The 23,375-nt window shown below is 63.3% G+C and carries 14 protein-coding genes, 3 pseudogenes and 1 CRISPR repeat array; of the genes and pseudogenes, 4 read left to right on the top strand and 13 right to left on the bottom strand.

Features of this window, described 5'->3' with window-relative positions; all coding sequences use genetic code 11:
* Both ACYVD0_RS10040 and ACYVD0_RS10035 read left to right on the top strand, forming a co-directional pair.
* Nucleotides 1-161, top strand: a pseudogene (locus tag ACYVD0_RS10040) (succinyl-CoA--3-ketoacid-CoA transferase); the annotation flags it as partial.
* 365 nt (nucleotides 162-526) lie between these two features.
* Nucleotides 527-1,393, top strand: coding sequence for an MBL fold metallo-hydrolase (locus ACYVD0_RS10035; RefSeq protein ID WP_460426695.1), 867 nt, complete (start codon nucleotides 527-529; stop codon nucleotides 1,391-1,393).
* Nucleotides 1,394-1,476: 83 nt separating this feature from the next.
* On the opposite strand, the gene ACYVD0_RS10030 is transcribed toward ACYVD0_RS10035, so the two are convergent.
* Nucleotides 1,477-1,686 (bottom strand): hypothetical protein, encoded by a 210-nt coding sequence (locus tag ACYVD0_RS10030; protein WP_460426694.1) that lies wholly within the window; start codon nucleotides 1,684-1,686, stop codon nucleotides 1,477-1,479.
* Between the two features lie 37 nt (nucleotides 1,687-1,723).
* Entirely contained in the window at nucleotides 1,724-2,131 is a 408-nt protein-coding gene (locus ACYVD0_RS10025) for a hypothetical protein (protein WP_460426696.1), read from the bottom strand.
* A gap of 227 nt (nucleotides 2,132-2,358) precedes the next feature.
* Here ACYVD0_RS10025 and ACYVD0_RS10020 point away from each other — a divergent pair, with 227 nt between their 5' ends.
* Nucleotides 2,359-3,621, top strand: coding sequence for a NupC/NupG family nucleoside CNT transporter (locus tag ACYVD0_RS10020; RefSeq protein WP_460426693.1), 1,263 nt, complete (start codon nucleotides 2,359-2,361; stop codon nucleotides 3,619-3,621).
* A gap of 123 nt (nucleotides 3,622-3,744) precedes the next feature.
* Nucleotides 3,745-7,429: a CRISPR direct-repeat array (repeat unit 32 nt; unit sequence GTTTCAATCCGCGCGCCCGCGTGGGGCGCGAC).
* A gap of 181 nt (nucleotides 7,430-7,610) precedes the next feature.
* Here ACYVD0_RS10020 and cas2 read toward each other — a convergent pair.
* The 7 genes from cas2 to ACYVD0_RS09985 all read right to left on the bottom strand — a co-directional run bounded on the left by cas2 (nucleotide 7,611) and on the right by ACYVD0_RS09985 (nucleotide 15,505).
* On the bottom strand, nucleotides 7,611-7,901 hold the full coding sequence (gene cas2 / locus ACYVD0_RS10015; RefSeq protein WP_460426692.1) for a CRISPR-associated endonuclease Cas2: 291 nt from the start codon (nucleotides 7,899-7,901) through the stop codon (nucleotides 7,611-7,613).
* 9 nt (nucleotides 7,902-7,910) lie between these two features.
* On the bottom strand, nucleotides 7,911-8,951 hold the full coding sequence (gene cas1c / locus ACYVD0_RS10010; protein WP_460426691.1) for a type I-C CRISPR-associated endonuclease Cas1: 1,041 nt from the start codon (nucleotides 8,949-8,951) through the stop codon (nucleotides 7,911-7,913).
* A gap of 3 nt (nucleotides 8,952-8,954) precedes the next feature.
* Nucleotides 8,955-9,581 (bottom strand): CRISPR-associated protein Cas4, encoded by a 627-nt coding sequence (gene cas4, locus ACYVD0_RS10005; protein WP_460426690.1) that lies wholly within the window; start codon nucleotides 9,579-9,581, stop codon nucleotides 8,955-8,957.
* 15 nt (nucleotides 9,582-9,596) lie between these two features.
* Nucleotides 9,597-10,490, bottom strand: a complete 894-nt coding sequence (gene cas7c / locus ACYVD0_RS10000) for a type I-C CRISPR-associated protein Cas7/Csd2 (RefSeq protein WP_460426689.1) — start codon at nucleotides 10,488-10,490, stop codon at nucleotides 9,597-9,599.
* Entirely contained in the window at nucleotides 10,487-12,292 is a 1,806-nt protein-coding gene (gene cas8c / locus ACYVD0_RS09995) for a type I-C CRISPR-associated protein Cas8c/Csd1 (protein ID WP_460426688.1), read from the bottom strand. The genes cas7c and cas8c overlap by 4 nt, the downstream gene beginning before the upstream one ends.
* The gene (cas5c, locus tag ACYVD0_RS09990) at nucleotides 12,289-12,963 is read right to left on the bottom strand and encodes a CRISPR-associated protein Cas5 (RefSeq protein ID WP_460426687.1); all 675 of its coding nucleotides are present in this window, start codon (nucleotides 12,961-12,963) and stop codon (nucleotides 12,289-12,291) included. Before cas5c ends, cas8c begins: the two co-directional genes overlap by 4 nt.
* A 322-nt stretch (nucleotides 12,964-13,285) precedes the next feature.
* The gene (locus ACYVD0_RS09985; RefSeq protein ID WP_460426686.1) at nucleotides 13,286-15,505 is read right to left on the bottom strand and encodes a CRISPR-associated endonuclease Cas3''; all 2,220 of its coding nucleotides are present in this window, start codon (nucleotides 15,503-15,505) and stop codon (nucleotides 13,286-13,288) included.
* 166 nt (nucleotides 15,506-15,671) lie between these two features.
* On the opposite strand from ACYVD0_RS09985, the pseudogene ACYVD0_RS09980 reads away from it, so the two are divergent.
* Nucleotides 15,672-16,094: pseudogene (locus tag ACYVD0_RS09980) on the top strand (transposase); the annotation flags it as partial.
* A 695-nt stretch (nucleotides 16,095-16,789) separates the two neighbouring features.
* On the opposite strand, the gene ACYVD0_RS09975 reads toward ACYVD0_RS09980, so the two are convergent.
* The 4 genes and pseudogenes from ACYVD0_RS09975 to ACYVD0_RS09960 form a co-directional block, all read right to left on the bottom strand.
* Entirely contained in the window at nucleotides 16,790-17,059 is a 270-nt protein-coding gene (locus ACYVD0_RS09975; RefSeq protein ID WP_460426685.1) for a hypothetical protein, read from the bottom strand.
* A gap of 1,444 nt (nucleotides 17,060-18,503) precedes the next feature.
* Nucleotides 18,504-19,455 (bottom strand): annotated as a pseudogene (locus ACYVD0_RS09970) (IS1595 family transposase).
* Between the two features lie 58 nt (nucleotides 19,456-19,513).
* A complete protein-coding gene (locus ACYVD0_RS09965) occupies nucleotides 19,514-20,095 on the bottom strand; it encodes a hypothetical protein (protein ID WP_460426684.1) in 582 nt (193 codons plus the stop codon).
* Between the two features lie 25 nt (nucleotides 20,096-20,120).
* Nucleotides 20,121-23,300, bottom strand: a complete 3,180-nt coding sequence (locus tag ACYVD0_RS09960; protein ID WP_460426683.1) for a type I restriction endonuclease subunit R — start codon at nucleotides 23,298-23,300, stop codon at nucleotides 20,121-20,123.
* Between the last annotated feature and the right edge of the window lie 75 nt (nucleotides 23,301-23,375).

Raw genomic sequence — 23,375 nt, 5'->3', positions numbered from 1 at the left:
ATTGCAACCTGCCGCTGACCGGCGTCGGGGTGGTCGACCGCATCATCACCGACCTGGCAGTGCTCGATGTCACCGAACAGGGCCTGAAGCTGGTGGAACTGGCCGACGGCGTGACTTTCGAGGCGCTGCTGGAAGCCACCGGCTGCCCGATCCAGCGCTGAGGGGCAGTGAAATGACTGCAGCGTACCTGTCTGGTTCCCTTCGGCATGGGGCTAGCCGATCCCACCCCATGCCCCTTGCGCGGCTGCCTACGGGCACCGCGCCTTTTTATTCAGAAACACCTCACGCAGGAGGTCGTTATCGCAACAGCAGCCCGCACCGCCATCGGCTGCTTCCAGGGTGCGCTGGCCGGCCCGCCGTCGGCCACATCCTTGCCCCTGCCACAGGAGATGATCCGCCGCGATGCCGGAAAGAGCCTGGCGGCCCTGTGCGTCGCCGACGCCCCGGGGGTAGCCTTGGCGGTAGAGCACACCGAACCCGCTGCGGCGGAACCTGGCCGATCACAACAACAAAGAGGGATCTTTCCATGCGTACCCTGACCACCCTGCTCGGCAACAGCCAGAAACTCGACGGCGGAGCCATGTTCGGCAACGCCCCTCGCGCCCTGTGGGAGCGCTGGATGCCGGCCGACGCCCTGCACCGCATCGACCTCGGCTGCCGCGCCCTGCTGGTGCGCGAGGACAGGCGCAACATCCTGGTGGAAGCCGGCATCGGCGCCTTCTTCAGCCCCGAGCTGAAGGAGCGCTATGGCGTGCAGGAAAGCCGCCACGTGCTGCTCGACAACCTCGAGGCGAAGGGCCTGTCCGACGCCGACATCGACGTGGTGGTGCTCACCCACCTGCACTTCGACCACGCCGGCGGCCTGCTCGCCCCCTGGGCCGAAGGCCAGTCGCCGCGCCTGCTCTTCCCCAACGCGCGCTTCATCACTGGCCGCCGCCAGTGGCAGCGCGCCCTCCAGCCCCACGCCCGCGACCGCGCCTCCTACATCCCCGAACTACTGGAGCTGCTGGAAGCCAGCGGCCGCCTGGAACTGCTCGACGACGGCCAGAGCTCGGCGATCCTCGGCCCGGACTGGCGCTTCCACGTCAGCGACGGCCACACCCCTGGCCAGCTGCTGCCCGAGGTGGCGATGCCCGGCGGCCCAGTGCTCTTCGCCGGCGATCTGGTCCCCGGCGCGCCCTGGGTGCACCTGCCGATAACCATGGGCTACGACCGCTTCCCCGAAGGCCTGATCGAGGAAAAGACCGCGCTGCTGGAAGACCTGCTGACCCGAAACGGCCGCCTGGTCTTCACTCACGACCCCAGGATCGCCATGGGCCGCCTGACCCGCGACGCCAAGGGCCGCTTCGGTCTGAGCGAAAGCTGCGGCGAGGCGGTGGGGCTGACGAGGTGAGTCGACACTGCTGTAGGAGCAAATTTATTTGCGATGGCTGCAACGCCAAGTCGCAGATGAAGCTGCTCCTACAGCCCAGCCAACTAGCCACCCTCCTGCCGGCGCTGCAATTCCCGCCGCACCATGCTGGCGAACTGCGGCGGACTCAAGGCATACGGCTCCCCCGCCACCCAGCTCAGCCAGCGCCCGCCGAGGCGCTCGCGCTCGGCCAGGAGCCGCTCGGCCTCCGCCACCGCGCACGCCTGGTGGGTACTGTGGTAGTCGGCGCGGGAGGTCTTGTCGTGGTCGTGCATGGATTCTTCCGAAAAATCGACGGCTCGCGGCAGCCGCTCAGAACAGCGCCTCGTCATCGCGGACCAGCACGCAGCGTCGGCCCTGCTCGTCCTCGCTGCAGTCGTACACGTAGAACATCACCACCTCGCCCGTTTCCAGCGTGGCCGCCAGGTAGTCGCCGGGCTCGGCCGCGAAGAAGCCGCGCGACGCCGGCGCGGCCTCGCACTCGACGAAGGCGGTGACGAACAGCGTCGGATCGGTCTCATCAAAGTAGTCGGCGCGCATCTGCTCGTCCCACTCCTCCGGCGCCTGGAACGGCCCGGTGAACAGGATCTTGGCATCGCCCAGGTCCTCCTCTTCGGCCTCCGGGTCGCGCTCATCCGGCCGGTAGACCGTGCAGTCCTGCGCCTCGGCGCTTTGCAGGATCGCCAGCCGCGCCGGGCCCAGCCCGGCGGCCTGGCACATCTGCGTCCATACCGCGTCCGTCTGATCGCTCTGTTTCATGGGTATCTCCGTTGTCGTGAGGCTGCCGGCCGTTCGGCCCGGGGTCCGTATTGTCCCGCATTCGGGAAGGATGGATCAGCCCCGGCATCGCTCCGCAACCGCAGCCGGGTGAGCAGCGAGCCCGCACCACGGATACACTGGCGCCCCCCACAGACAACGGGGAGATCGATCACCGGGAGAGCGACCGCATGTTCACCATATTCCAAGGGCTTTTGGGGCTGGCCGTCATGATTCTGCTGGCCTGGATAATCAGCGAACGACGCTCGCTGGTGCGTCCCAGAGTGATCGTTGCCGGGCTCTTGTGCCAGTTCGGACTGGCGGCCGTGTTACTGAAGTTTCCCGGTGCCAGCCAGTTGTTCGAGCCCCTGACCGCTCTGGTGCAGGCCCTGCAACAGGCCACCGCAGCCGGCAGCGCCTTTGTCTTCGGTTTCATCGGTGGCGGCGTGACGCCTTATACCGTCACCAGCCCGCCCAACGGTTTTGTCCTGGCGTTCCAGGCCCTGCCGCTGGTACTGGTGATCAGCGCCCTGTCGGCGCTGCTGTTTCACTGGCGAATCCTGCCGCTGGTCGTCAGGGGACTCTCCTGGCTGCTGCAGAAGGCCTTCGGCATCAGCGGGGCCGTGGGATTCGTCAGTGCCGCCAATGTCTTCGTGGGCATGACCGAAGCCCCCTTGCTGATCCGCCCCTACCTGTCGGGCATGTCGCGCAGCGAACTGTTCGCCGTCATGGTCACCGGCATGGCCACCATTGCCGGAACCGTGATGGTGCTTTACGCCACCTTTCTGGAGGGCACCATTCCCGATCCGGTCCGGCATCTGCTGATCGCTTCGCTGATCAGCGCGCCAGCGGCCCTGCTGATCGCCCATGTGATGATTCCTCCCGAGCAGGGCTCGGCAGAACGGCAGGCATCCCCTTTACCGCCTGCGGAACAGATCCGTTACCAGAGCGCCATGGATGCTGTGACCCGGGGCACCCTGGATGGCCTGCAGCTCTGGCTCAACATCATCGCCATGCTGCTGGTGCTGGTCGCTCTGGTGCATCTGGTCAACCTGGGGCTGGCCCGGCTGCCGGAAGTCGATGGAGCGCCGCTGACGCTGGAGCGCCTGCTCGGCTGGGTAATGGCCCCCATCGTCTGGTTGACCGGCATTTCCTGGGCCGAGTCCATGACCGCCGGGGCACTGATGGGCGTCAAGACGGTATTGAACGAGTTCATCGCCTACCTTCAGCTCGCCGGCTTGCCGGAAGGCGCGCTGAGCGAACGCAGCCGTCTGATCATGACCTATTCGCTGTGCGGATTTTCCAACATCGGCAGCCTGGGCATTCTGATCGGCGGCCTGGGTGCGCTGGCGCCGGAACGACGCGGCGAAATCGTGGCACTCGGGCTGCGCGCCCTCTACGCCGGAACACTGGTAACCCTGATGACGGGGGCGGTGGTTGGCTTGATTCTGTGACGGTCCCCTGAAAACGACTGGTCGATGTCGGCACAGCAGCCACCGTCACCGACACGGAATAGCTTCCAGCTGACAGGCTGCCTGCAGATCAGACAGCCGAACGCATGACCAGAATGTTTTGAGGTTTCAATCCACGCGCCCGCGTGGGGCGCGACTTTTTTCGTCGATTACCTCCCGAATTCTGGAGGCGTTTCAATCCGCGCGCCCGCGTGGGGCGCGACAGCGCCGACGCCAACACGCTTGACGACTACGAGGTTTCAATCCGCGCGCCCGCGTGGGGCGCGACCAACGGTAAGGATTATGTGTTCGCCGCCCGCTACCTGTTTCAATCCGCGCGCCCGCGTGGGGCGCGACCTCCGACCGCGCAGTAGCTCAGGTAGCCGCTGTTGTTTCAATCCGCGCGCCCGCGTGGGGCGCGACATTCGACCCTTCGCAGCCTGATCGTTGAGCGCTGGTTTCAATCCGCGCGCCCGCGTGGGGCGCGACCGCTTCCGCCGCGGCCTGGATGCCAGGACTATCCCGTTTCAATCCGCGCGCCCGCGTGGGGCGCGACGGCATCCGTTCCCAGGAAAGCCTGGACCGCTGGCGTTTCAATCCGCGCGCCCGCGTGGGGCGCGACCGCCCATGGTAGTTCCATCGGTGTTCTGGAACGTGTTTCAATCCGCGCGCCCGCGTGGGGCGCGACGAGGGTGCCGGGGCGCTCAATGTCCGGCGTGGTGGCGTTTCAATCCGCGCGCCCGCGTGGGGCGCGACTACGCATGGACTACGCCGACGACATCGACAGCAGTGTTTCAATCCGCGCGCCCGCGTGGGGCGCGACGCGCGTTCATGGCGAACTATTCGACGACTACAGCGTTTCAATCCGCGCGCCCGCGTGGGGCGCGACGATCCTGAAGGAGAGAAAGACCGGCGGCGACTACAAGGTTTCAATCCGCGCGCCCGCGTGGGGCGCGACGCTCCACGACTGGCGCAGCTGGCCGAGGCGATCGGCGTAGTTTCAATCCGCGCGCCCGCGTGGGGCGCGACACGGCCCCCGTTAGTCGGTAGCCGCGCCGATGGCGTTTCAATCCGCGCGCCCGCGTGGGGCGCGACAACTTCGGAGGCCAGACGCCAGGCCAGGGCCGAGACGTTTCAATCCGCGCGCCCGCGTGGGGCGCGACCCAGTGCCAAGGCTGCCGGGAGTACCGGTATTCCGTTTCAATCCGCGCGCCCGCGTGGGGCGCGACGATGGCGGCTGTCCGAGTCGGCTATTCAGATCAGGTTTCAATCCGCGCGCCCGCGTGGGGCGCGACCTCCTGCGCGGGTCACTGCGATGTCCTGGAACGCGTTTCAATCCGCGCGCCCGCGTGGGGCGCGACCGGCAGCGTTGGCGGCGGTCACGCTGACCAGGAACATGTTTCAATCCGCGCGCCCGCGTGGGGCGCGACCGCCGGCGCTGCAGAGCGGCATATGGCTGAGCTGTTTCAATCCGCGCGCCCGCGTGGGGCGCGACTGCCGCCGCCAGCAGCGTCCGCGCCGCCGCGGTGTTTCAATCCGCGCGCCCGCGTGGGGCGCGACTCTTCAAATAGGTGACGTTTTCTATCGATACAGGGTTTCAATCCGCGCGCCCGCGTGGGGCGCGACCACTTATCTGGATTGATCCGCCGGCTTGTCGCGGTTTCAATCCGCGCGCCCGCGTGGGGCGCGACCCCGTTCCGGGCGAAGACTGCTAGGTCCCGCGCAGTTTCAATCCGCGCGCCCGCGTGGGGCGCGACCGGCGATGGCCTGGATCAGGAGGCGGTAGGCGACGTTTCAATCCGCGCGCCCGCGTGGGGCGCGACGTGATGGTGGCGTCCGACACCAAAGGGCCGGAAATGGTTTCAATCCGCGCGCCCGCGTGGGGCGCGACGCGGGAGTTGCTGGAGCAGATACGCATGGAGCTTGTTTCAATCCGCGCGCCCGCGTGGGGCGCGACCCGCAGCATTGGCTCGACTCGGAGCAGACCGCAGTTTCAATCCGCGCGCCCGCGTGGGGCGCGACGCCCACAACCAGCGCGACCAGCTCGCCCTGGAGAAGTTTCAATCCGCGCGCCCGCGTGGGGCGCGACGATCTATCTCGAACAGCTCGACCCGTACATCGGTGTTTCAATCCGCGCGCCCACGTGGGGCGCGACCGAGCCCCGCCGGTCAACGCCCAGATGGCGTCAAGGTTTCAATCCGCGCGCCCGCGTGGGGCGCGACCGACGATCTCGACGTGGCGCAGCGCAACCGACAGGTTTCAATCCGCGCGCCCGCGTGGGGCGCGACTTCAAGAACACAGTGAACATGGCCGAGATGATGGGTTTCAATCCGCGCGCCCGCGTGGGGCGCGACGAGCTGATCGCCTGCTTCGTCCAACCCAAAGCAGACGTTTCAATCCGCGCGCCCGCGTGGGGCGCGACAGATCGCGGGCTATCCAGCGCCCGCCGCTCGGCCAGTTTCAATCCGCGCGCCCGCGTGGGGCGCGACGGCCAGGTTGGCTACGGCATCGCCGCTTGGAGTGGTTTCAATCCGCGCGCCCGCGTGGGGCGCGACGAGGCGGACAGGCAGCGGCTTGCCCGAGCCTTTGAGTTTCAATCCGCGCGCCCGCGTGGGGCGCGACCCAAAGCCGCAGGCAAGCGCGCCCGGCTGGGCGAGGTTTCAATCCGCGCGCCCGCGTGGGGCGCGACATCGCATCACGCAGCCCGACGTCGGCTCTGTCGTGTTTCAATCCGCGCGCCCGCGTGGGGCGCGACCATGACTCGTCGTCTTCCTCAAGACAGGGCAGAAGTTTCAATCCGCGCGCCCGCGTGGGGCGCGACCGCCGGCGCTGCAGAGCGGCATATGGCTGAGCTGTTTCAATCCGCGCGCCCGCGTGGGGCGCGACTTCGCAGCAACGGCATCCGCCACACGATCAAAGCGTTTCAATCCGCGCGCCCGCGTGGGGCGCGACCTGCGAGCCGAGGTCGAGGCGCTGCGCGAGGATGCGGTTTCAATCCGCGCGCCCGCGTGGGGCGCGACCATCTACCACGGTTCCAACAAAGCCCGCGCCTATGTTTCAATCCGCGCGCCCGCGTGGGGCGCGACATTGACCTGCTGGTAGCCCTGCAAGGCCTTGTCGAGTTTCAATCCGCGCGCCCGCGTGGGGCGCGACGAGCCGCTCGGCTCGCGCCTCCTCGTCCCGCTCGTTTCAATCCGCGCGCCCGCGTGGGGCGCGACTCGCCCAGCTCGACAGGCTCTACCGCCACCAACAGTTTCAATCCGCGCGCCCGCGTGGGGCGCGACTGCAGGCCGAAGCGAGCAAGCAAAGGGGTAAGCAGTTTCAATCCGCGCGCCCGCGTGGGGCGCGACGCGCCCAATATTCCGAATCGAGGCATCACCATGGTTTCAATCCGCGCGCCCGCGTGGGGCGCGACCGTCCGTGCCAGCTCATCGGGCGTGAAGCACTCGTTTCAATCCGCGCGCCCGCGTGGGGCGCGACGCGTGGTCGGCGGCCTAGGTAGCGACGAGACGGCGTTTCAATCCGCGCGCCCGCGTGGGGCGCGACATCTGCGGCGCCTATGGCGTCCAGGCGGCTCATTTGTTTCAATCCGCGCGCCCGCGTGGGGCGCGACCATCGACGGCGAGCAGCACTACTGCATTGTGATGTTTCAATCCGCGCGCCCGCGTGGGGCGCGACGCCATCGAGGCGGAAATCGCCCGAGTGATCGCGGCGTTTCAATCCGCGCGCCCGCGTGGGGCGCGACAAGTATGACCGCTGAACGCCCCCTGATCGCCATGGTTTCAATCCGCGCGCCCGCGTGGGGCGCGACCCCATCCTTATAACCCAGCGTCTCGCTTGAGCGAAACACCAGAGTTTCGCGAACCCTGGCGATCGGTACACAGGGAATGGCTATCAAGGCTCAAGGCCTTATAGAAAACCAATAAATTCAATATGTTAAAGAGCCGCGAACCTGCCGGGGTTTGGCCGGTCGCTTGGGGTTCGCACTCGGGCTAGAGGATCAACGGGCCGTTCAGGTCCAGTACGGCCTTTGCGCCGATATGCTCGACCTTGCTTTGCCAATTCCTGCCCAGATAGTAGAAGCGCAGGCTGTCCTGTTCCGGGTCGATCAGGTCGCAGAGCCGCTGCTTGAGAAACGTCCACTGGGCGGCATCCACTTCGATCTCGAACACGGAATACTGGACCCGCTGCCCGTAATCCCGGCAGGCCTTCGCCAGCCGGCGAAGACGCCGGGAACCGCCGGCCTCCGTGGTGCTGACGTCATAGCTGACCAGAATCATCATGGCTCGACCTCACTTCCACAGGAACGGCGGGTAGGCATCCAGGTCACCGCGCAGATGGCGGGCCAGCAGTTGCGCCTGGATGGCCAGGAATAGTCCAAGAGGCGCCTTTTCTTCGAGGAAGGCATGCTGCAGTTCCTCTCGCTTGCGTTCCTGATAGGCGACCAGCACGGTCTTGCGCGCCTCGTCGCGCAGAAAGACTGCGCCATTGTCCATCTGCCGAAAATCCCGTCCGTCGAGCTGCTTGCGGTTCAGCAGGGAAAGTGCCAGGCGATCCGCCAGCACCGGACGGAACTCTTCGACCAGATCCAGCGCCAGGCTGGGCCGTCCCGGTCGGTCCCGATGGAGGAAACCCACGGCAGGATCAAGCCCAACGCTTTCCAATGCCGAACGACAGTCGTGGGTCAGCAGGGTGTAGAGAAACGACAGCAAGGCATTGACCGCATCCAGCGGCGGGCGCCGGCTGCGTCCGGAGAAGCACAACGCCGGATCGCTCGCCCGGATCAGATGGTCGAACACACCGAAGTAGGCCTGCGCGGCCTCGCCCTCCAGACCGCGCTGCACATTGGTATCCGGCTCGCTCGGGAGTTTGCCGGCGATCCGCTTCAGGCGCTTGCAGGCATGCTCGATCGCATTGGCGGCTTCATCCGTGAACTTGTCGCGGTGATCGCGCAGCGCGCGCCCCAGCACCGCACGCTGGTTATACAGCTTGCCGGCCAGCAGGTTGCGGACGATGTCGGCACAGCCCTTGGGGTCATCGCTGCGGCGGTACTGCTCGCGACGCAACAGCACATTGCCGGAAACCGGCCCTTCCACCCGGGCGAGAAACTTGCCGTTCGGGGTCAGGTAGCAGACGCTGATGCCCTGCTCCGAGCAATACCCCAGCAACGGCGGGGAAACCAGTACGCGGCCGATGCAGACCAGGCTCTCGAGCATATGCGCCGGCAGCCGCCCTTTGATCTCGCCCTCCACTTCCATGACGATGTTGGCGCCATCTTTTCTGAGCCAGGCGCCTTCGGTGGTGACGTATAGGGTGTTGAGTTGACGACGCATGTTTCACTCCTTGAGTTGTCTGGCCAGCCAGGCATTGACCGAGCCTTTGCGGCTCAGCAGGCGGGGCTGGCAGAGCTCGATCAATGAGCAGGCATCGCAGCGGGCCGCCTGATACTCCGCCGTTGGCGTGCGACGCGAGTCGATCAGCGCGCGGGTCGCCTCGATGGTTTCCAGTGTCAGGGTCCGTAGCGCCTGATCGAAAGGCACGCTCTTGCGCCGCCGAGTCTTGCCGTAGAACAGGGCGCCCTCGCTCACCGGCCGCCCCAGCATCTTCTCCAGACACAGCCCCTGGGCGCACAGCTGAACCTCGTCGGCCCGGTGTTTCTTGGGCCGACCGCGCTTGTACTCCACCGGCAGGATGCGCTCGCCCCTCTCGCCCTCGTGGAACTCCACCACGTCGGCGACACCCGCGATGCCGAGCCCCTGGCTGACCAGCGGCATGGCGGTGGCGGTGCGCACGCCATGCCGCTGCTCGGTTTGCGGCTGGTCGGCCCGCTCGTGCAACAGGCGCCCTTCGGCGGTATGCCGATTCTCCGCCCAAAGTCGCTCGACATGGATCAAGGCGCACTGCCGGGGGCAATAGATGTAGTGCTGCAGAGCGGACAGCGGGATCAGGTCGTCTTCGTCCATGACTGCCCAGCCCCGTCAGATCAGCTCGCGCACGCTGACGCCCTGCGGCAGGCGCTCGGCATCCACCGAGACCCGGTAGTCGTCGAAGCTGCGAGCCGGGGTGTCGGCCTCGCCCTGTACGCGCTCTACCTTCACGCTGTCGAACAGTAGATGGGCCGGCGCGTTGCCCATGGGGTTCTCATGCTTGAACACGATTAGCCTGCGCGCGGCCATTTCGCCGCGGGCGGCCGAGCGATCGTGCTCGAACATGTTGATCAGGCTGCGCCAGAGCAGCTCGAGGTCGGCCTCGGAGAAGCCGGTACGCTCGGCCAGCTTGGCCGAGATGAAGCCATGGGCGCGATAGAGTCCGTAGGGAATGATGTGCTTGCGGCCCATGGTGCGGTTGTCGCCGCTTTGCTCGTCCGCCTCTTTCTGGGTGGTTACCGCCATGCGGGTGATGGAAATCTCCATCGGCACCACCGGATCGATCGAGGAGGCGAAGGCCATCTGGATCGGTCCGCGCACTTGTCCACAGTTGACGCCGGTCGTCATTACCGCGCCGAAGGTGCGCACGTCGAAGAAATTGGCGCACATCCAGTCGGTCAGCTCCTTGGCCTTGGCCGCATCCTTGGGCAGCTTCTTGTAGCCGTCCTTGGCATCCGGCTCGATGCCCCTGGCCTTCCACGCCAGCTCGTGCTGGTTGTTCAAGACGGCCTTCTCCTGCATGTAGATGGCGTAACCGGGCGCGCCTTCCTGCTCAAGGCTGACGTAGTTGCGGATCTTGCGCTTCAGGCAGACGTCGGTGACCAGGCCCTGGTTGGTTTCCGGGTCGAGGCGTGGCAGGTTGCCGGCATCCGGATCGCCATTGGGATTGCCGTTGGTGACATCGAAGAGGTAGACGAACTCGTAACGGTTGGCGATGGCGCTCATGCTTCTGCTCCTTGCTCGGTATCGGCTTCCGCCTTGTCAACTGCGGGATTGCGGGTGAAACGGGCCTGGGACTGGTGGTAATAGCCGATGGCGAAGCGGCCCTGATCCTCGAGGCGCAGGCTGCGCGGGAACTGGCTGGCCAGCCCGTCGACGATCTCGCCGATCTCGCGCTCAATGGTGTGGGCCAGACCGGGCTTTTCCTTGCGCAGCTTGGCCAGATGGTTCTGGGTGTTGCGCAGCAGCACCGGGAAGATGGTGGCGGGCGTCGCCGACGCCGCACCGTAGTAGCGGTCGCGGATGCTGGCGTTGACCGTACCCAGCGCATTGCGCTGGGCATCCTCCAGTACGGCGAACAGCCGGCCCAGGCGATAGCCGGGATTGCCGGCTTCCTTGTCGAGACTCACAGGTATCTCCTCATCGATTCCCTTGACGTCCTGGCGCAGATCGCGCGTCAGAACGGCCTTGCACAGCGCCACGCGCACCCCGGAGATGTCCCCGTCGGCGCGCAGGCGCATGATCACGTTGCTCAGCAGACTGCGTGGATAGCGGCTGCCGGTCAGGATGGCCCGGGTCATTTCCCCGGCCAGTTGCGGCGGAATGTCCTCGGCCTTGGCCCTGCCGTCGCGGCTGGGCGCGGTGGCGTAGAGCAGGCGCCAGATAGCCGGCTCGGCTTTCCAGGGCAACGGCTCGATATGCAGGTCCCGATAGTGCTCGGCCAGCCGCCGGGCAAAGAAGTCCAGGCTGCCGGTCTGCCAGAAGCGGATCGACAGGCGCGAGGCATTCGGCGCCAGGCCCAGGACGAACAGCCGGGTCGCCCCGTCCAGCCGGGGGTCCAGCTCCCGCAGAGGGCGACCTGCGGCCACGGCTTCCAGCACCGAGCGCAGCTTGGCGGCCTCGCCGGCGTCGTCGGCGGGCGGATCGAGCAGCTCGGCGAACAGCAGCTCGGCCTGCTCGCTCGCCTCGGCTGTTTCGGCTAGCGCCCAGAACACCACGCTGGCATCGCCGATCTGCAGGCGCTGGCGGTTGTGTTCGTCGCGACGCAACAGATGGTTGAGGACGGTGGTGTAGGCGAAGGCGGCAGCCTCGGAGACCGGGGCGTTCTCGCCCTGGCTCTTGCCGTAAGAACCGAAGGACTCCAGGTTGAAGGAAACGATGGAAGCGCCTGCAGTCTGCGCCCCGTTCACCCCCTTGATCGCCGGATGCAGGCGCGCCAGGGGCTGAACCTCACCTGTCACCAAACAAGCGCCTTCTTTTGTCTCGCCTTCAGCTTGCATTTTGGTCCATAACTTTTGCGCGGCAGGGCGATCATGTAGATAACCCAACTCGCCATCCAAGCGGAAAGCAAAATTGGCATCTAGCATTTCTTGAGTGAAGGGTGGGGAATAGAAGCGCTCCGGCATCCACTTATCAAGAAATGCCAAGAACGCCATGAGCCCTACATCGTCTAAACCGTTCAGAACCTGACGATGGAATACCTTGAATGCTTCGTGTGGTTTTGGACTCAGAGCGATACTTTCTTTGCCTTCTCGGGCGACGCCAAGGGCATAACTCGATTTATCCCAAAGAAAAAAAGGCTTAGGAGTTGTACCAGGTCTTTTGAAAGATGCCGGGACAGCCATAGACTTGGCGACTGGCTTTTTCCCATTCGTATCCAAATTTGGCTGTATATCAACGACATCGCCATTTGGAGACAGCAATAAGATGTAGCTGATCTTTTCCTGGCTGTACCCTAGCGGTGAAATGCCTTCCGCACCACGCTCCGCCAGGCGCCAATAGTACTCGTTGAGCGCCGCGAGGATCATGCCCTAACCTCCCCCGCCCCGAACGGCGGCACCTCGATCAGGCCATCGCTCATCAGCGCCCGGAAGAAATGTGGCGTCATGCCATTGGCGAAATCGATGTCGTGCAGCATCCAGCCCAGATCGCGCTCGCCCTTGAGCGCTTCGTCGACAGACGGCTCTTCGGCATCGGCTTCCAGCAGTTGGAAGCTGGCGGGAAATTCGCGAACACCGAGGCAAGGCGCATGAAAATACTGCCCCCTACGCGCCCGCCGGTTGAAGATGTCCAGGTGCTTGCCCTCGGAGTCGCTGGCATCGGCCTGGACAGTCAGCTCGAAGTGCGCCTCGATGACATAGGCCACGTCGCGCAGGATGGTCGCCGCCCGCTGCTGGCGGTCCTCGTCGACGAAGGCGACCAGCCCGTCCGTGCGCCCGGCCTTCATCGCCTTGCCGATGCTGGCCGTCGACAGTTTGCCGCCGACCTCGTTGCGCCGAAGCGACTCGAAGCGGATCGGCTTGAGTACCCGAATGCGGTCCACCACCCAGCGGATCGAGGGTTTCCAGTGGATGGCTTCGAGAATGCCGCGTGCGGCGGATGGCGTGATCACATCGTAGGAAACGCGCTCGACCTTCATTTCCGGCCTGGTGAAGCAGGCGCGCTCGCCCCAGACCAGCAGTCGAATTCCGTAGCTCATATTATCCATCCTTGCTTAAACCGCGCCCCGGATAACCAGGGCGAAGCTATTGCCATTAAGTAAAAATTACTTGTTTCAACCCGCGTTTCTGCTTAGCCAAACGCACAGCCCAGCAAAGGAGGTGCCGCCAAACAGAACGACAAACCAGCTCAAACGTAAGCCCCGACCGCGCAAATCAAAATCCAAACGACCATTCTGCAATTTGCACAGAAAGGTCCACTTAGAGCTTTGGGGTGATTCCTGCACAGCACACGCTCCCGCTTCAGTTGGCGGGAGAAAAATACCCCTGACAAAAACAGCATTCATGTAATTTTTACTTCATTCACCAGAGCAGTTTCTCGCTGTCGATGAATGCCGGATTGTCCCAGTGCAGGCCGAAGCGGGGGTGATACAGGTCAGGGTTGACCAGTGCCATGAACTGCTGGCCGTAACGCTCCTCGGCGACCGCCTGGATGGCACCGACCTGCTGCAGCTCGGCGAAGGCCTGGCGCGGCACCTGCACCAGATAGGGCTGCAGGCGCCGGGCGATGCCCGCACAGCCCTCGGCGAACTCCAGCTCGCGCAGGGCTGATTGCGCCTCTTCGTCGAAGGGAACGATCACCGGCATCTGCGTGCTGTCGATCATGCGGAACTGGCTTGCCAGCGTCTCGTAGGGCAAGCCGTCCAGCTTGCCGTTCTCGATCATTCCCAGCAGGTTGTGTGCATCCAGCTCCTCCGGGCCCTTCTGCCAGTACAACAGACTGAAATAACGTCGGATGGCAGCCAGGCCCAGCGGGTCGGCGCCATGCTGGCGCAGCACTTCCCGCGCAGCCTGGGCAAACTGCTTGAGCTCGGGCGGCGGCGCCCAGTCTGGATTCCCGGTGGCGAAGATCGACACTTCGCTGTCCTCCGGGGAACGCCTGCCTTCCCGGTTGCAACGCCCGGCCGCCTGGGCGATGGAGTCTAGCCCGGCCTCGGCGCGCAGCACGGCGGGGAAATCGACATCGACTCCGGCCTCGATCAGAGAGGTGGCGACCAGACGACAGGGCTTACCCTCGTCGAGCCGCCGGCGAATTTCGGCCAACACAGCGCTTCGATGCTTGGCACACATCAAGGTGGTCAGGTGGCGTGCGCCCGGGCTGTCGGCGATGGACTCGTACAGCGCCCGGGCATGCCGGCGGTTGTTGACGATGCACAGTACCTGCTCGCGCTCGATCAGCTGCGCCGACAAGGCCTCGTCGCTCAGGCTCCCCATGTGGTGCACCCGGACGCGCTTGAGGGATTCGAACAGGCGGGCAGGCTCGGGGGCCAGTTCGCGAACCTCCCGCAGACCGCCGACGAAATCCGGCGCCTCCAGGGCTGGTTGCGTGGCCGTGCACAGGACGACGCTGGCCTTGTAATTCAGCGCCAGTTCGTCGATGGCCGCCACGCAGGGCCGCAACAGCTTGAGCGGCAGTGTCTGCGCCTCGTCCAGTATCACCACGCTGCCCGTAATATTGTGCAGCTTGCGGCAGGCGGATGGCCGGGCGGCGAATAGGCTTTCGAAGAACTGCACCGAGGTGGTCACCACGATAGGCACATCCCAGTTCTCCATGGCCAGCCGGATCTTCTCACGGGATTGGAGGCTCCGACTCCCGTCATCGGCGAATGCGCTGTGGTGCTCTAGCACAGCCTCGCCCAGATCGCCCAGGGCACGGCGAAAAACGGCCGCATTCTGTTCGACGATGCTGGTAAAGGGGATGACGTAGACGATCCGCCGCAAGCCGTGGGCAATGGCGTGATCGAGGGCGAACGCCAGGGAGGCCAGGGTCTTGCCGCCGCCGGTGGGGACGGTCAGCGAGAACAGGCCGGGCGTCAGCGCCGCACGGTTGCGCACCTCGGTCAGAATTTCACCACGTAGGCAGTTGACCGCGGAGTCCGCCTTAAAGCCTGCGAGATAGGCATCCAGGCGCTCGCGAAGCTCCGCCAGGCTGGGCTGCGGCCCGCTGCGCAGGGCCTTGCGCTTCTCGACCCGATTGTAAAACGCCTCGGTATCGAGAAAGTCGGCGTCCACCAGGCAGGAAAAGATCATTCGTCCGAGAAAGGCCAGCTGGAACTGACCACGCTCCTTGCAGGCCCGGAAACCGACTGGCGGAACGAGGGATTTTTCCGCCGGCAGATCCAGCTCATTGCGCCAGTCCGGGAACAGATCTGGCAAATCCGCACACAATCGGTCGCTCAGTGCCGAACGCTCGCCCGGATCGCGCCCATTGGCCAGACCGGCGTGGTGGCCGGCGATGCCATAAGCCAGCAGCTTGCCGAGCGGGCCATAACGCTCGCAGGCAATCCGCGCGCCCCAGGTGGAGTGATCGACCCGCCCGTAGTCGCCGTTGAGTCTCCTCTGGAACTCGTCGGTATATTTGCCCAGATCGTGCAGAAGCCCTGCGGTTCTGGCCAAGGCTTCGGCAGAGAAGAAACCGGCGCTTTGTGCGGCCAGCCTGCCGACAGAAGTGAGATGCTCGTCCAGACGCTGCCAATCGGAACGATCGAGTGAACCCGTTGAGTGGGCATAAAACCTGGGCATGCAAACTCCTGTCGAAATGCAGTGTCCATTGCCAGAGCACTGTCCCATCTCCATTAATATCATTTAGACAGCATCACAACCAGCAGAGTCAGGCCGAAGAGGATTGACGCCCTCGCCCGTCTAAGGGCATTTCCACTGCGCTCATTCAGGCGTCGAACCAGAGTGAGTCGCTTTGGTGAACAGCGGCAGCGACCGAGGGCAACGGGCGCCGATGGTCGAGCAGTTGCGGGCGCGTTATGCGCAAACCCCACGAGAGATGCTGGTCGATGGTGGCTTTGCCAAGCGCGAGGCCATCGAACAACTGGCCGCGAGCACCACGGTGTACGCGCCGGTGCAACAGCCCAAGGACAGCGCGCGCGACCCGCATGAGCCGCTGCCTGGCGACAGCGGATGGGTACCGAGGAGGCCAAGACCATCTACAAGGAGCGTGCGGCCACCGCTGAATGTGTCAACGCCATCGCCCGCATTGCAGCGCTTCGGCGTGCGAGGCCTCGACAAGGCCCGCAGCGTGCTGTTGTGGTATGCACTGGCCCACAACCTGATGCGGATGGTCGAGCTGGCGCCAGGTTTGGTAGGGGGACTGAGCTAAAAGCGCCGCAAGGGGCTGTGACAAACTCGCCCCTACGGCTATGCCTGCGCCCGGCATGACGCGGGGCGGCCGAATAATGCAATTTGCCGTTCTGCGCTCGAATCCCGAATGGCGCAGGCAATGGCGAAACTGCCTCCTCTACTCATGAAATTATCGAAAATTTCACAGCCTCTCAGTATCTGACCGTTCGTCGCAAAATTCACCGACAAGGGAAAACAATACTATTCTTTAATACTTCATTATCAAGAAACAAGCATAATCGGCAAAACCATTTAAATAACATACTGTGGAGATAACAAAAAATGAATGGGCTTGCGCGCTGCGCCTATCGGCGCTTGGAGTTGGCACATGTTTATCGCGATACAGCCAACTCGCTACGTGACGAAGACGTCAATAGTGCTACAGCGAAGTTTTTCAAAAATAAAGCCTACTACGAAAAAGTCCGTGCTAACGCTTTCCTCGAAACGCTAGTAGAGGAGTCTGTATTAAAAAAATCAATTGGATCCTAACAATCCTCCAATAGTCAACTAGCTAAAATGTTCTAAATTAATTAGCCTCATCTTGTCTGCTCGAGAGCCTCAGCCACTTCGAAAACGGCATGCTGGGCGGGAACAAATGGAATTGTCCCCGCCCCACCTTGTGCAGGCATTTAAAACCCCGGCACTAAACCGGGGTCTTCCATGAGCAAAATTAGTTTACAGCTTGTCTCTCAAGGTGTCTCTTATGCCCAGAATTTCATAATGCATCTGCTCGGCGTTACCCATGTCAATCAGCTTTTTGTCTGCTAGCGCGGCGACGTAGCCATAAAGCCAAAGGACAGAATCCCGATGCATTTTCCGGAGAAGGACGAGCCGATCCTCTTCGGCAATCCTCATCCTTTCCCAATCCGGTTCTGAGGTGCTTTGCAGGCTGCGAAGGCGCATACCAAAGCTTATAGAGCGGGCAGCGAGGTCTTGAAGCGTCATTGCTCCTTTCTCCTTTCTCTTTTCTCCTTTACTCCTTTACTCCTTTACTCCTTTTCAATTCGCTAGACATGCAGCGAAACGTCTTACAAAAGGGTAGGCGACGATTCGGGAGCGGCAGTGATGAATATAGTAGCGAAGTGATGAGTGGTAGGCATGTATAGTAAAAATGCCACAATTTGGTGCTGCTCAGAGCAGGCGTTTTGGTCCCACTGAGATCATAGGGCCTGAACTTGACTGATCCTCAGAAATTTTCCCGAAAAATCAATGTGATAGGACTTGAAGATGCCTGCGTGGGCGGGCAGGTTGATTGTCGCCAAACTGACCGATGACCCCGTACCCATGCAGACCCTCCAACTCTTGCACACCGCGTTCGCCAATTGAGCCCATCCATGGCCTCGCGATGTCGGGTGCAGAAGCCGTGGGTGGCCTTGTTGCCCTCGATGCGCAGGGTGTGAAACAGGTTGCGAATGCTCTGCCGTCGAGCTGGATCTCACCGCTGAGGCGGTGCAGCAGATCGGCCTGGCTGGTGCTGGGCGCGTACAGGCCAGGCCCCAAGCCAGCGCCTCACCGAGCTGGCGCAGCTTGATCAGCGTGGTGCTGGGGTCGCCGGCGAACGCCTGCTCTGCGCTGCTGGCGAGTTGGAGAAAGACCGGGTAGCGTTACATCCTGGCGAACGATAAGCCGCACCACGACAACGCTCATGCGCCCAAGGGCGACGGCGATCATTAGCCAGCAGGAAGCCGAGTCGAGCGGATCGCCGAGGAGGTGCCGCCTCCGTTCTCCCCGAAGCAGTCGCCGTGCTGAAACCGAGTTTCAGCCAGCCTAGTGCAGCTTCAACCAACATCCTGTTCAAATGGCGGGGCTGCTTGCAGGGCCTGCCGCTCCTGGGCACTCAAAGGGCGAACGAATAAAGGTGCTTTCATGGGTTACATGTATCGCCCGATGCCTACTTTCCACAACTACACCTACGAAACTGCACTAAGTACACGAACGAAATTTTCCCGGATTTTCTGCTGCTCCGAACCAGGCCAGCCCCTGTATTTCAGAGGCTTGCGCGGGCAATGCAGGGGAAAAATATCGGATTTTCTTCTTCGAGCACTTAGCCTGACGGGGCGAAAAGCGGACTATCCGCCCGCCTGGCGCTGACCTATCCAAAGTGGATAAATGCCCGGGAGGGCTTGATTTGGAGGAGCTGGACTACTGACGGCTATGTGAGTCACTGACATTGCCCGATGCTGCTGCCCTGATCGTTGGCGATAGGCCATCATCGGTTCTCGATAAGAACATAACGGATGGCGTTTACCTTGCGGCCGATTCATTCGGCGATCATCCATCCAGCAAGGACCCACATTTTCAAGCCGCTTTGTCTGCGCTTATCTCGGCACTCAAAAGCGGTAGATTGAAGCCTGATGAATCACCGATTTTTTCGGGGGAAAATAATAGGCTATGTCTGAGTTAGCTGTTGTATGGCAGAGCTCCCCAGCGATTCCCTCAGGCAAATCAATGGATCGAGCTGCGTCTTGTAGCGCTCGAGCATGCGGCGCCAACCCAGATAATGGGCCAGGTACTGGGTGGCCACACCATGAAAGGGGATCATCCAGCGCTTCAGCCGGCTGTCGCAGGCATTCACGTTCTGAATGTGGAAGGGCCCGTCGACCCTGCGCTTCTGGCTCGAATTGACCGGTTGGTGGGCGATGCCTTGCGCCTTGGCAAAGCGGGAATAAACGGCAGCACTGTCGGTGCAAAGAATCGCATCGGCATCGATCAGAGGCCGTAGCCGCTCCCCGACATGCAGCGCATTGAGCTTCTCCAACTGAAAGTCGGCCTGTTGGCCGCTGCGATCCCGCACCACCCGGACAGGAATCTGCTCGGCGGACAAACCACGTCGCTTCGCGCTTCCTCCGCGTTTGCGAGGCGGGCGCGGCAAGTCTCGTCGTCCCTTGAACGACTCCAGGCAGAAGGTCTCGTCGGCCTCGACGATGCCGGATTCATGCTGGGCCTGATGGTCGGCAATCCGAGACAGGAACCGGTGTCGCCACAGGAAGGCCGTGTTCTTGCTGACACCGCAGTGTTTCGCCGCCCTGCGTACGGTCAGGCTCTGGGTCAGCGCCTCGGCATAGGCTTGCCAGGGATGACGCTTTCGCAGTCGTGCCATCGGTGTGCCGGTCAGCGGGTTGCTGGTTTTACTGCAGGACTGGCAGCGATACCGCGGCAGACCGCCACTGGAACCCCACGGTCGTAACTCACCGGAGCGGCAATGGGCAGCGACTTGGCGTAGTGATCATGTCCTGTGGAAGGGGGCCTGGTGCCGACAGGCATGCCTTCAACTGCTCACGCTGCTCCGGGGTGAGACTGGAAAGCTGAGCGATCCAGTGGTTGAACTGACTCGCTTTCATGATCCACCTCCCACATGTGGAGACGTCATGACCAGCTTAGCCTGTTGCAACAGCTAACTCAGACATAGCCTTTCTCTTTGGCTTTCTTGTTCTTTTGTATGGACGGTCGTCGCACAACTTCAATGGAGCCAGCTTTCTGGTCACCGCCATCGAAAAAATGGTGGCCAATACCCTTGCGCTCCATCAGAGGCAGAAAGCGCTTCATGCGCTCCTCGGTGATTTCACCGCTTGCCTGAAAGCATTTGACGTCAGGCGGCAGATCATCTCCTTCCGTATCGTCTACGTCATAAACCAAAGCCACCGGCCCGAAGGGCCACAAGATCAGCAGAGGGCGGGTATCTCGTTTCGGCCGGCGGTTGAAGCGCTCTCTCCAATCGAATGCCGAAGCGGCGTAGCTCAGACCAGGCTTCTGGATTTGCAACAACATCGCATTGAGCGGCGCGAAGTTCCTGAGCTTTACGACAAAGCCCAGTAACTGCCGATAGTCCTTACTGCCGTGATAGAGGCGTGAATCCTCCAGCAGTTGATCCAGCAGCGAACGTGCCGCCTCGGTTTCGAACAGATCCGCTTGGTATGTCGACATTCCTTGCTGTATCTCCCTGAAGTACAACCTTATGCGCTGCTTGATCAGGCGCTCCACCCGACAGCTATAACCAATCAAGACATCAAACTGCCTGCTCCTCCATGGTCGTCAGCATCTTGTAAATCACCATGGCGAACGCCCGGCTCTTCGCCTCGTTGTCCAGCACCTCCAGCGACAGTTTCTCGTGGTCGGTCATGGCGTCCAGCACGGTATCCAGCACCCGCTTGGGCAACAGGCCGTGCATCACCTGATCGGCCGGCTGGCTGTTGACCTGGGCCATCACGTCTTCCTGGCGGCGGATGCGCTGGGCGATGCCAGTGAGGAAATGCAACTGGTCCTCGTCGCTGGTTTCCGCGCCGAAGATGCCGTTCAGCGCCTCGATGATTTCCGACAGGCGCTTCTTCTGCGGATCGTGGGCCTTGCCGGTGCCGACCGCGCTGGCAGGCTCCAGGCCATACTCACCCTCCTCCTCGCTCAGGCGCAGCTTATGCTCGGCGCGCTTGGTCAGGCGGTAGTGGGTCAGTTGCAGCTCGGAAACGTCGATATCGTCCTCCTGCAGGCGGTCGATGCGCAGCAGCGGGTGCAGGTGCTTGGCGTAGACGCACAGCTGCTCCAGCTCGCGGTCCTCGTAGGGCACGATCTGCGAGAGGAACTCGTACAGACGCACGAAGCTCTGCAGGTTCTTCCTGAACAGGTCGAGCTGGTCGACCTGCTCGCCGGCCTCCTTGAGCGCGTGCTCGGCCTTTTTCAAACCGGCGCCGTCGCCATTGGCTTCGGCGGTGCGCTTGAAGTCCCTGGCCTGCCGGCGCGCTTCCCCGGCGAGCTGGTAGCGCCTGGCGAAGCGCTCCCTGGCCGGCTGGCAGTAGTAGCTGAGCTTGCTGGCCGCGGCCTTGGGATCGAAGAAGGCCAGGGCGAACGCCTCGACTTCCTGCCAGTGGTAAATGCCCTCGGCATCCAGCCTCTTCTGCAGGTCGTAGATGATCTGCGGATCGGTCACGTCGGTCAGCTCGGCCCTGCTGTAGTACGGCAGGAAGGCGTCGAGGATGTCCTGCGGCTCGTTGAAGAAATCAAGGATGAAGGTCTGCTTGCCGGGGAAGGTGCGGTTCAGGCGCGACAGGGTCTGCACGCAGTCCACGCCCTGCAGCTTCTTGTCCACGTACATGGCGCACAGCTTGGGCTGATCGAAGCCGGTCTGGTACTTGTTGGCGGCGATCATCACGTTGAAGTCCGGGCTGTCCAGCGCCTCCGCCAGGTCGCGGCCATTGACGCCGGCATTCAGCAGGCTGCTGCTTTCGGTCACTTCCTCGGGGATCACCTCATCGGGTAGCACGCTGCCGGAGAAGGCCACCAGCGGGTGCACGTCAGCATAGCCCTGCTGCCTGACGTATTCCTTGACCGCCAGCTGGTAGCGCACCGCTTCCTGGCGGCTGCTGGTCACCACCATGGCCTTGGCCTGGCCGTCCAGCAGGTGGCGGATGTGCTCGCGGAAGTGCTCGACAATCACCTCGACCTTCTGGCCGATGTTGTAGGGATGCAGGCGTACCCAGCGGGCCAGCTTGCTGCGCGCCTTCTTCGAGTCGACTTCCTCGTCGCCGCCGTCAGGGTGGGCGATCTTCCAGGCGGCGCCATAGGTGGTGTAGTTCTGCAGCACATCGAGGATGAAACCCTCCTCGATGGCCTGGCGCATCGAGTACAGATGGAAGGCTTCGGGCTTGTTGTCCTTGCCCGGCGACAGCGCCGGGTTGGCGGGGCGGCCGAACAGCTCCAGGGTCTTGGCCTTGGGCGTGGCGGTGAAGGCATAGTAGCTGATTCGCTCATTCGGCCGGCGCGCCGCCACGGCGGCATCCAGCAGCTCTTCGGCGCTGACTTCCTCTCCTTCCGGCAGGTCGCTGCCGAGAATCGCCTTGAGCTTGCCGGCCGACGAGCCGGTCTGCGAGGAATGCGCCTCGTCGGCGATCACCGCATAGCGCCCGGACGCCAGCCTGGGGTACTTGTCCAGCGCCTCGAACAGCGCCGGGAAGGTCTGGATGGTGACGATGATGATCCGCGTCTGCTCGGCCAGCGCCTCGGCGAGCTGCTCGGACTTGCTCTGGTTGCCGATGTCGCGGCTGATCGGCCGCACCACGCCCTGGGCGTGCTCGAACTGGTAGATGGTGTTCTGCAACTGGCTGTCCAGCACGGTGCGGTCGGTGACCACGATCACCGAGCTGAACAGCTTCTGGCCCTCGCCGTCGTACAGCGAGGCGAGCTGGTGGGCGCTCCAGGCGATCGAGTTGGACTTGCCGGAGCCGGCGCTGTGCTGGATCAGGTAGCGCCGGCCGGCGCCCTCCTGCCTGGTGGCCTCGATCAGCTTGTTGACCACTTCCCACTGGTGAAAGCGCGGGAAGATCATGCTTTCCCGGGTGGTCAGCGTGCCGTCGAAACCTTCCGAGGTTTTCCTCTCCAGGTGCAGGAAGCGGCCCAGCACCCTGAGCCAGGCATCCGGCTGGAACAACCGCTGCCACAGGTAGCCGGTGGCGTACTGGCTGTCGTCCTCCGGCAGCGGGTTGCCGGCACCGCCCTCCTCGCTGCCCATGTTGAACGGCAGGAAGAAGGTGTCCTTGCCGGCCAGCTTCGTGGTCATCGCCACTTCCTGCTGGCTGACGGCGAAATGCACCAGCGCGCCGCGCTTGAAGGTCAACAGCGGCTCGGGCTTGCGGGTCAGCGGGTCCTTGACCGGGCGGTCGTGGCGGTACTGGCGCTTGGCGTTCTCGACCGACTGCTTGAACTCGCTTTTCAGCTCCAGCGTCGCGGTGGGAATGCCGTTGACGAACAGCACCAGGTCGAGGCGCGGGTTATAGCTTTGCGAGGAGCTGCCGCCCTCGCGCAAATGCGCCGAATAGGACACCTCCGGCACCACCCGCAGGCGGTTGCACTGGTAACGGCGCAGGGTGTCCGGGTTCATGCCATGGTCGGGCTGGAAGCTGCACAGCTCGACCTTCACCCCCGGCAGCTTGAAGCCGTGGCGCAGCGCATCCAGGGTGCCGTCCTGCTCCAGCGCGCGCACCACCTTCTGCACCAGCACGGTTTCCGGGTCGTTGGGATTAGCCTTGGCGAACTTGTCCCAGCGCTCCGGCCAGGCTTCCTTGAAGTACGCCAGCAGGTCTTCGGTATACAGCGCCGTGCGCCGGTCGTAGCCGCTGGCTGGCCCGGTCAGCCAGCCCTGGGCGGTCATGGCGGTGATGATGTCCTGCTGAAACTGTGATTCCCGGCTGTCGGCCATTCCCGCTCTTCCCCCTTCGAGTAAAACGACGGCTACCCCGGCGTTGGCCCGGAATACCCGCTCGACGCTTCATGT

The organism is Azotobacter armeniacus (genome assembly GCF_054779355.1).
Note: the sequence above shows the minus strand (reverse complement) of the source record. Positions and strands in the feature narration are given on the sequence as shown.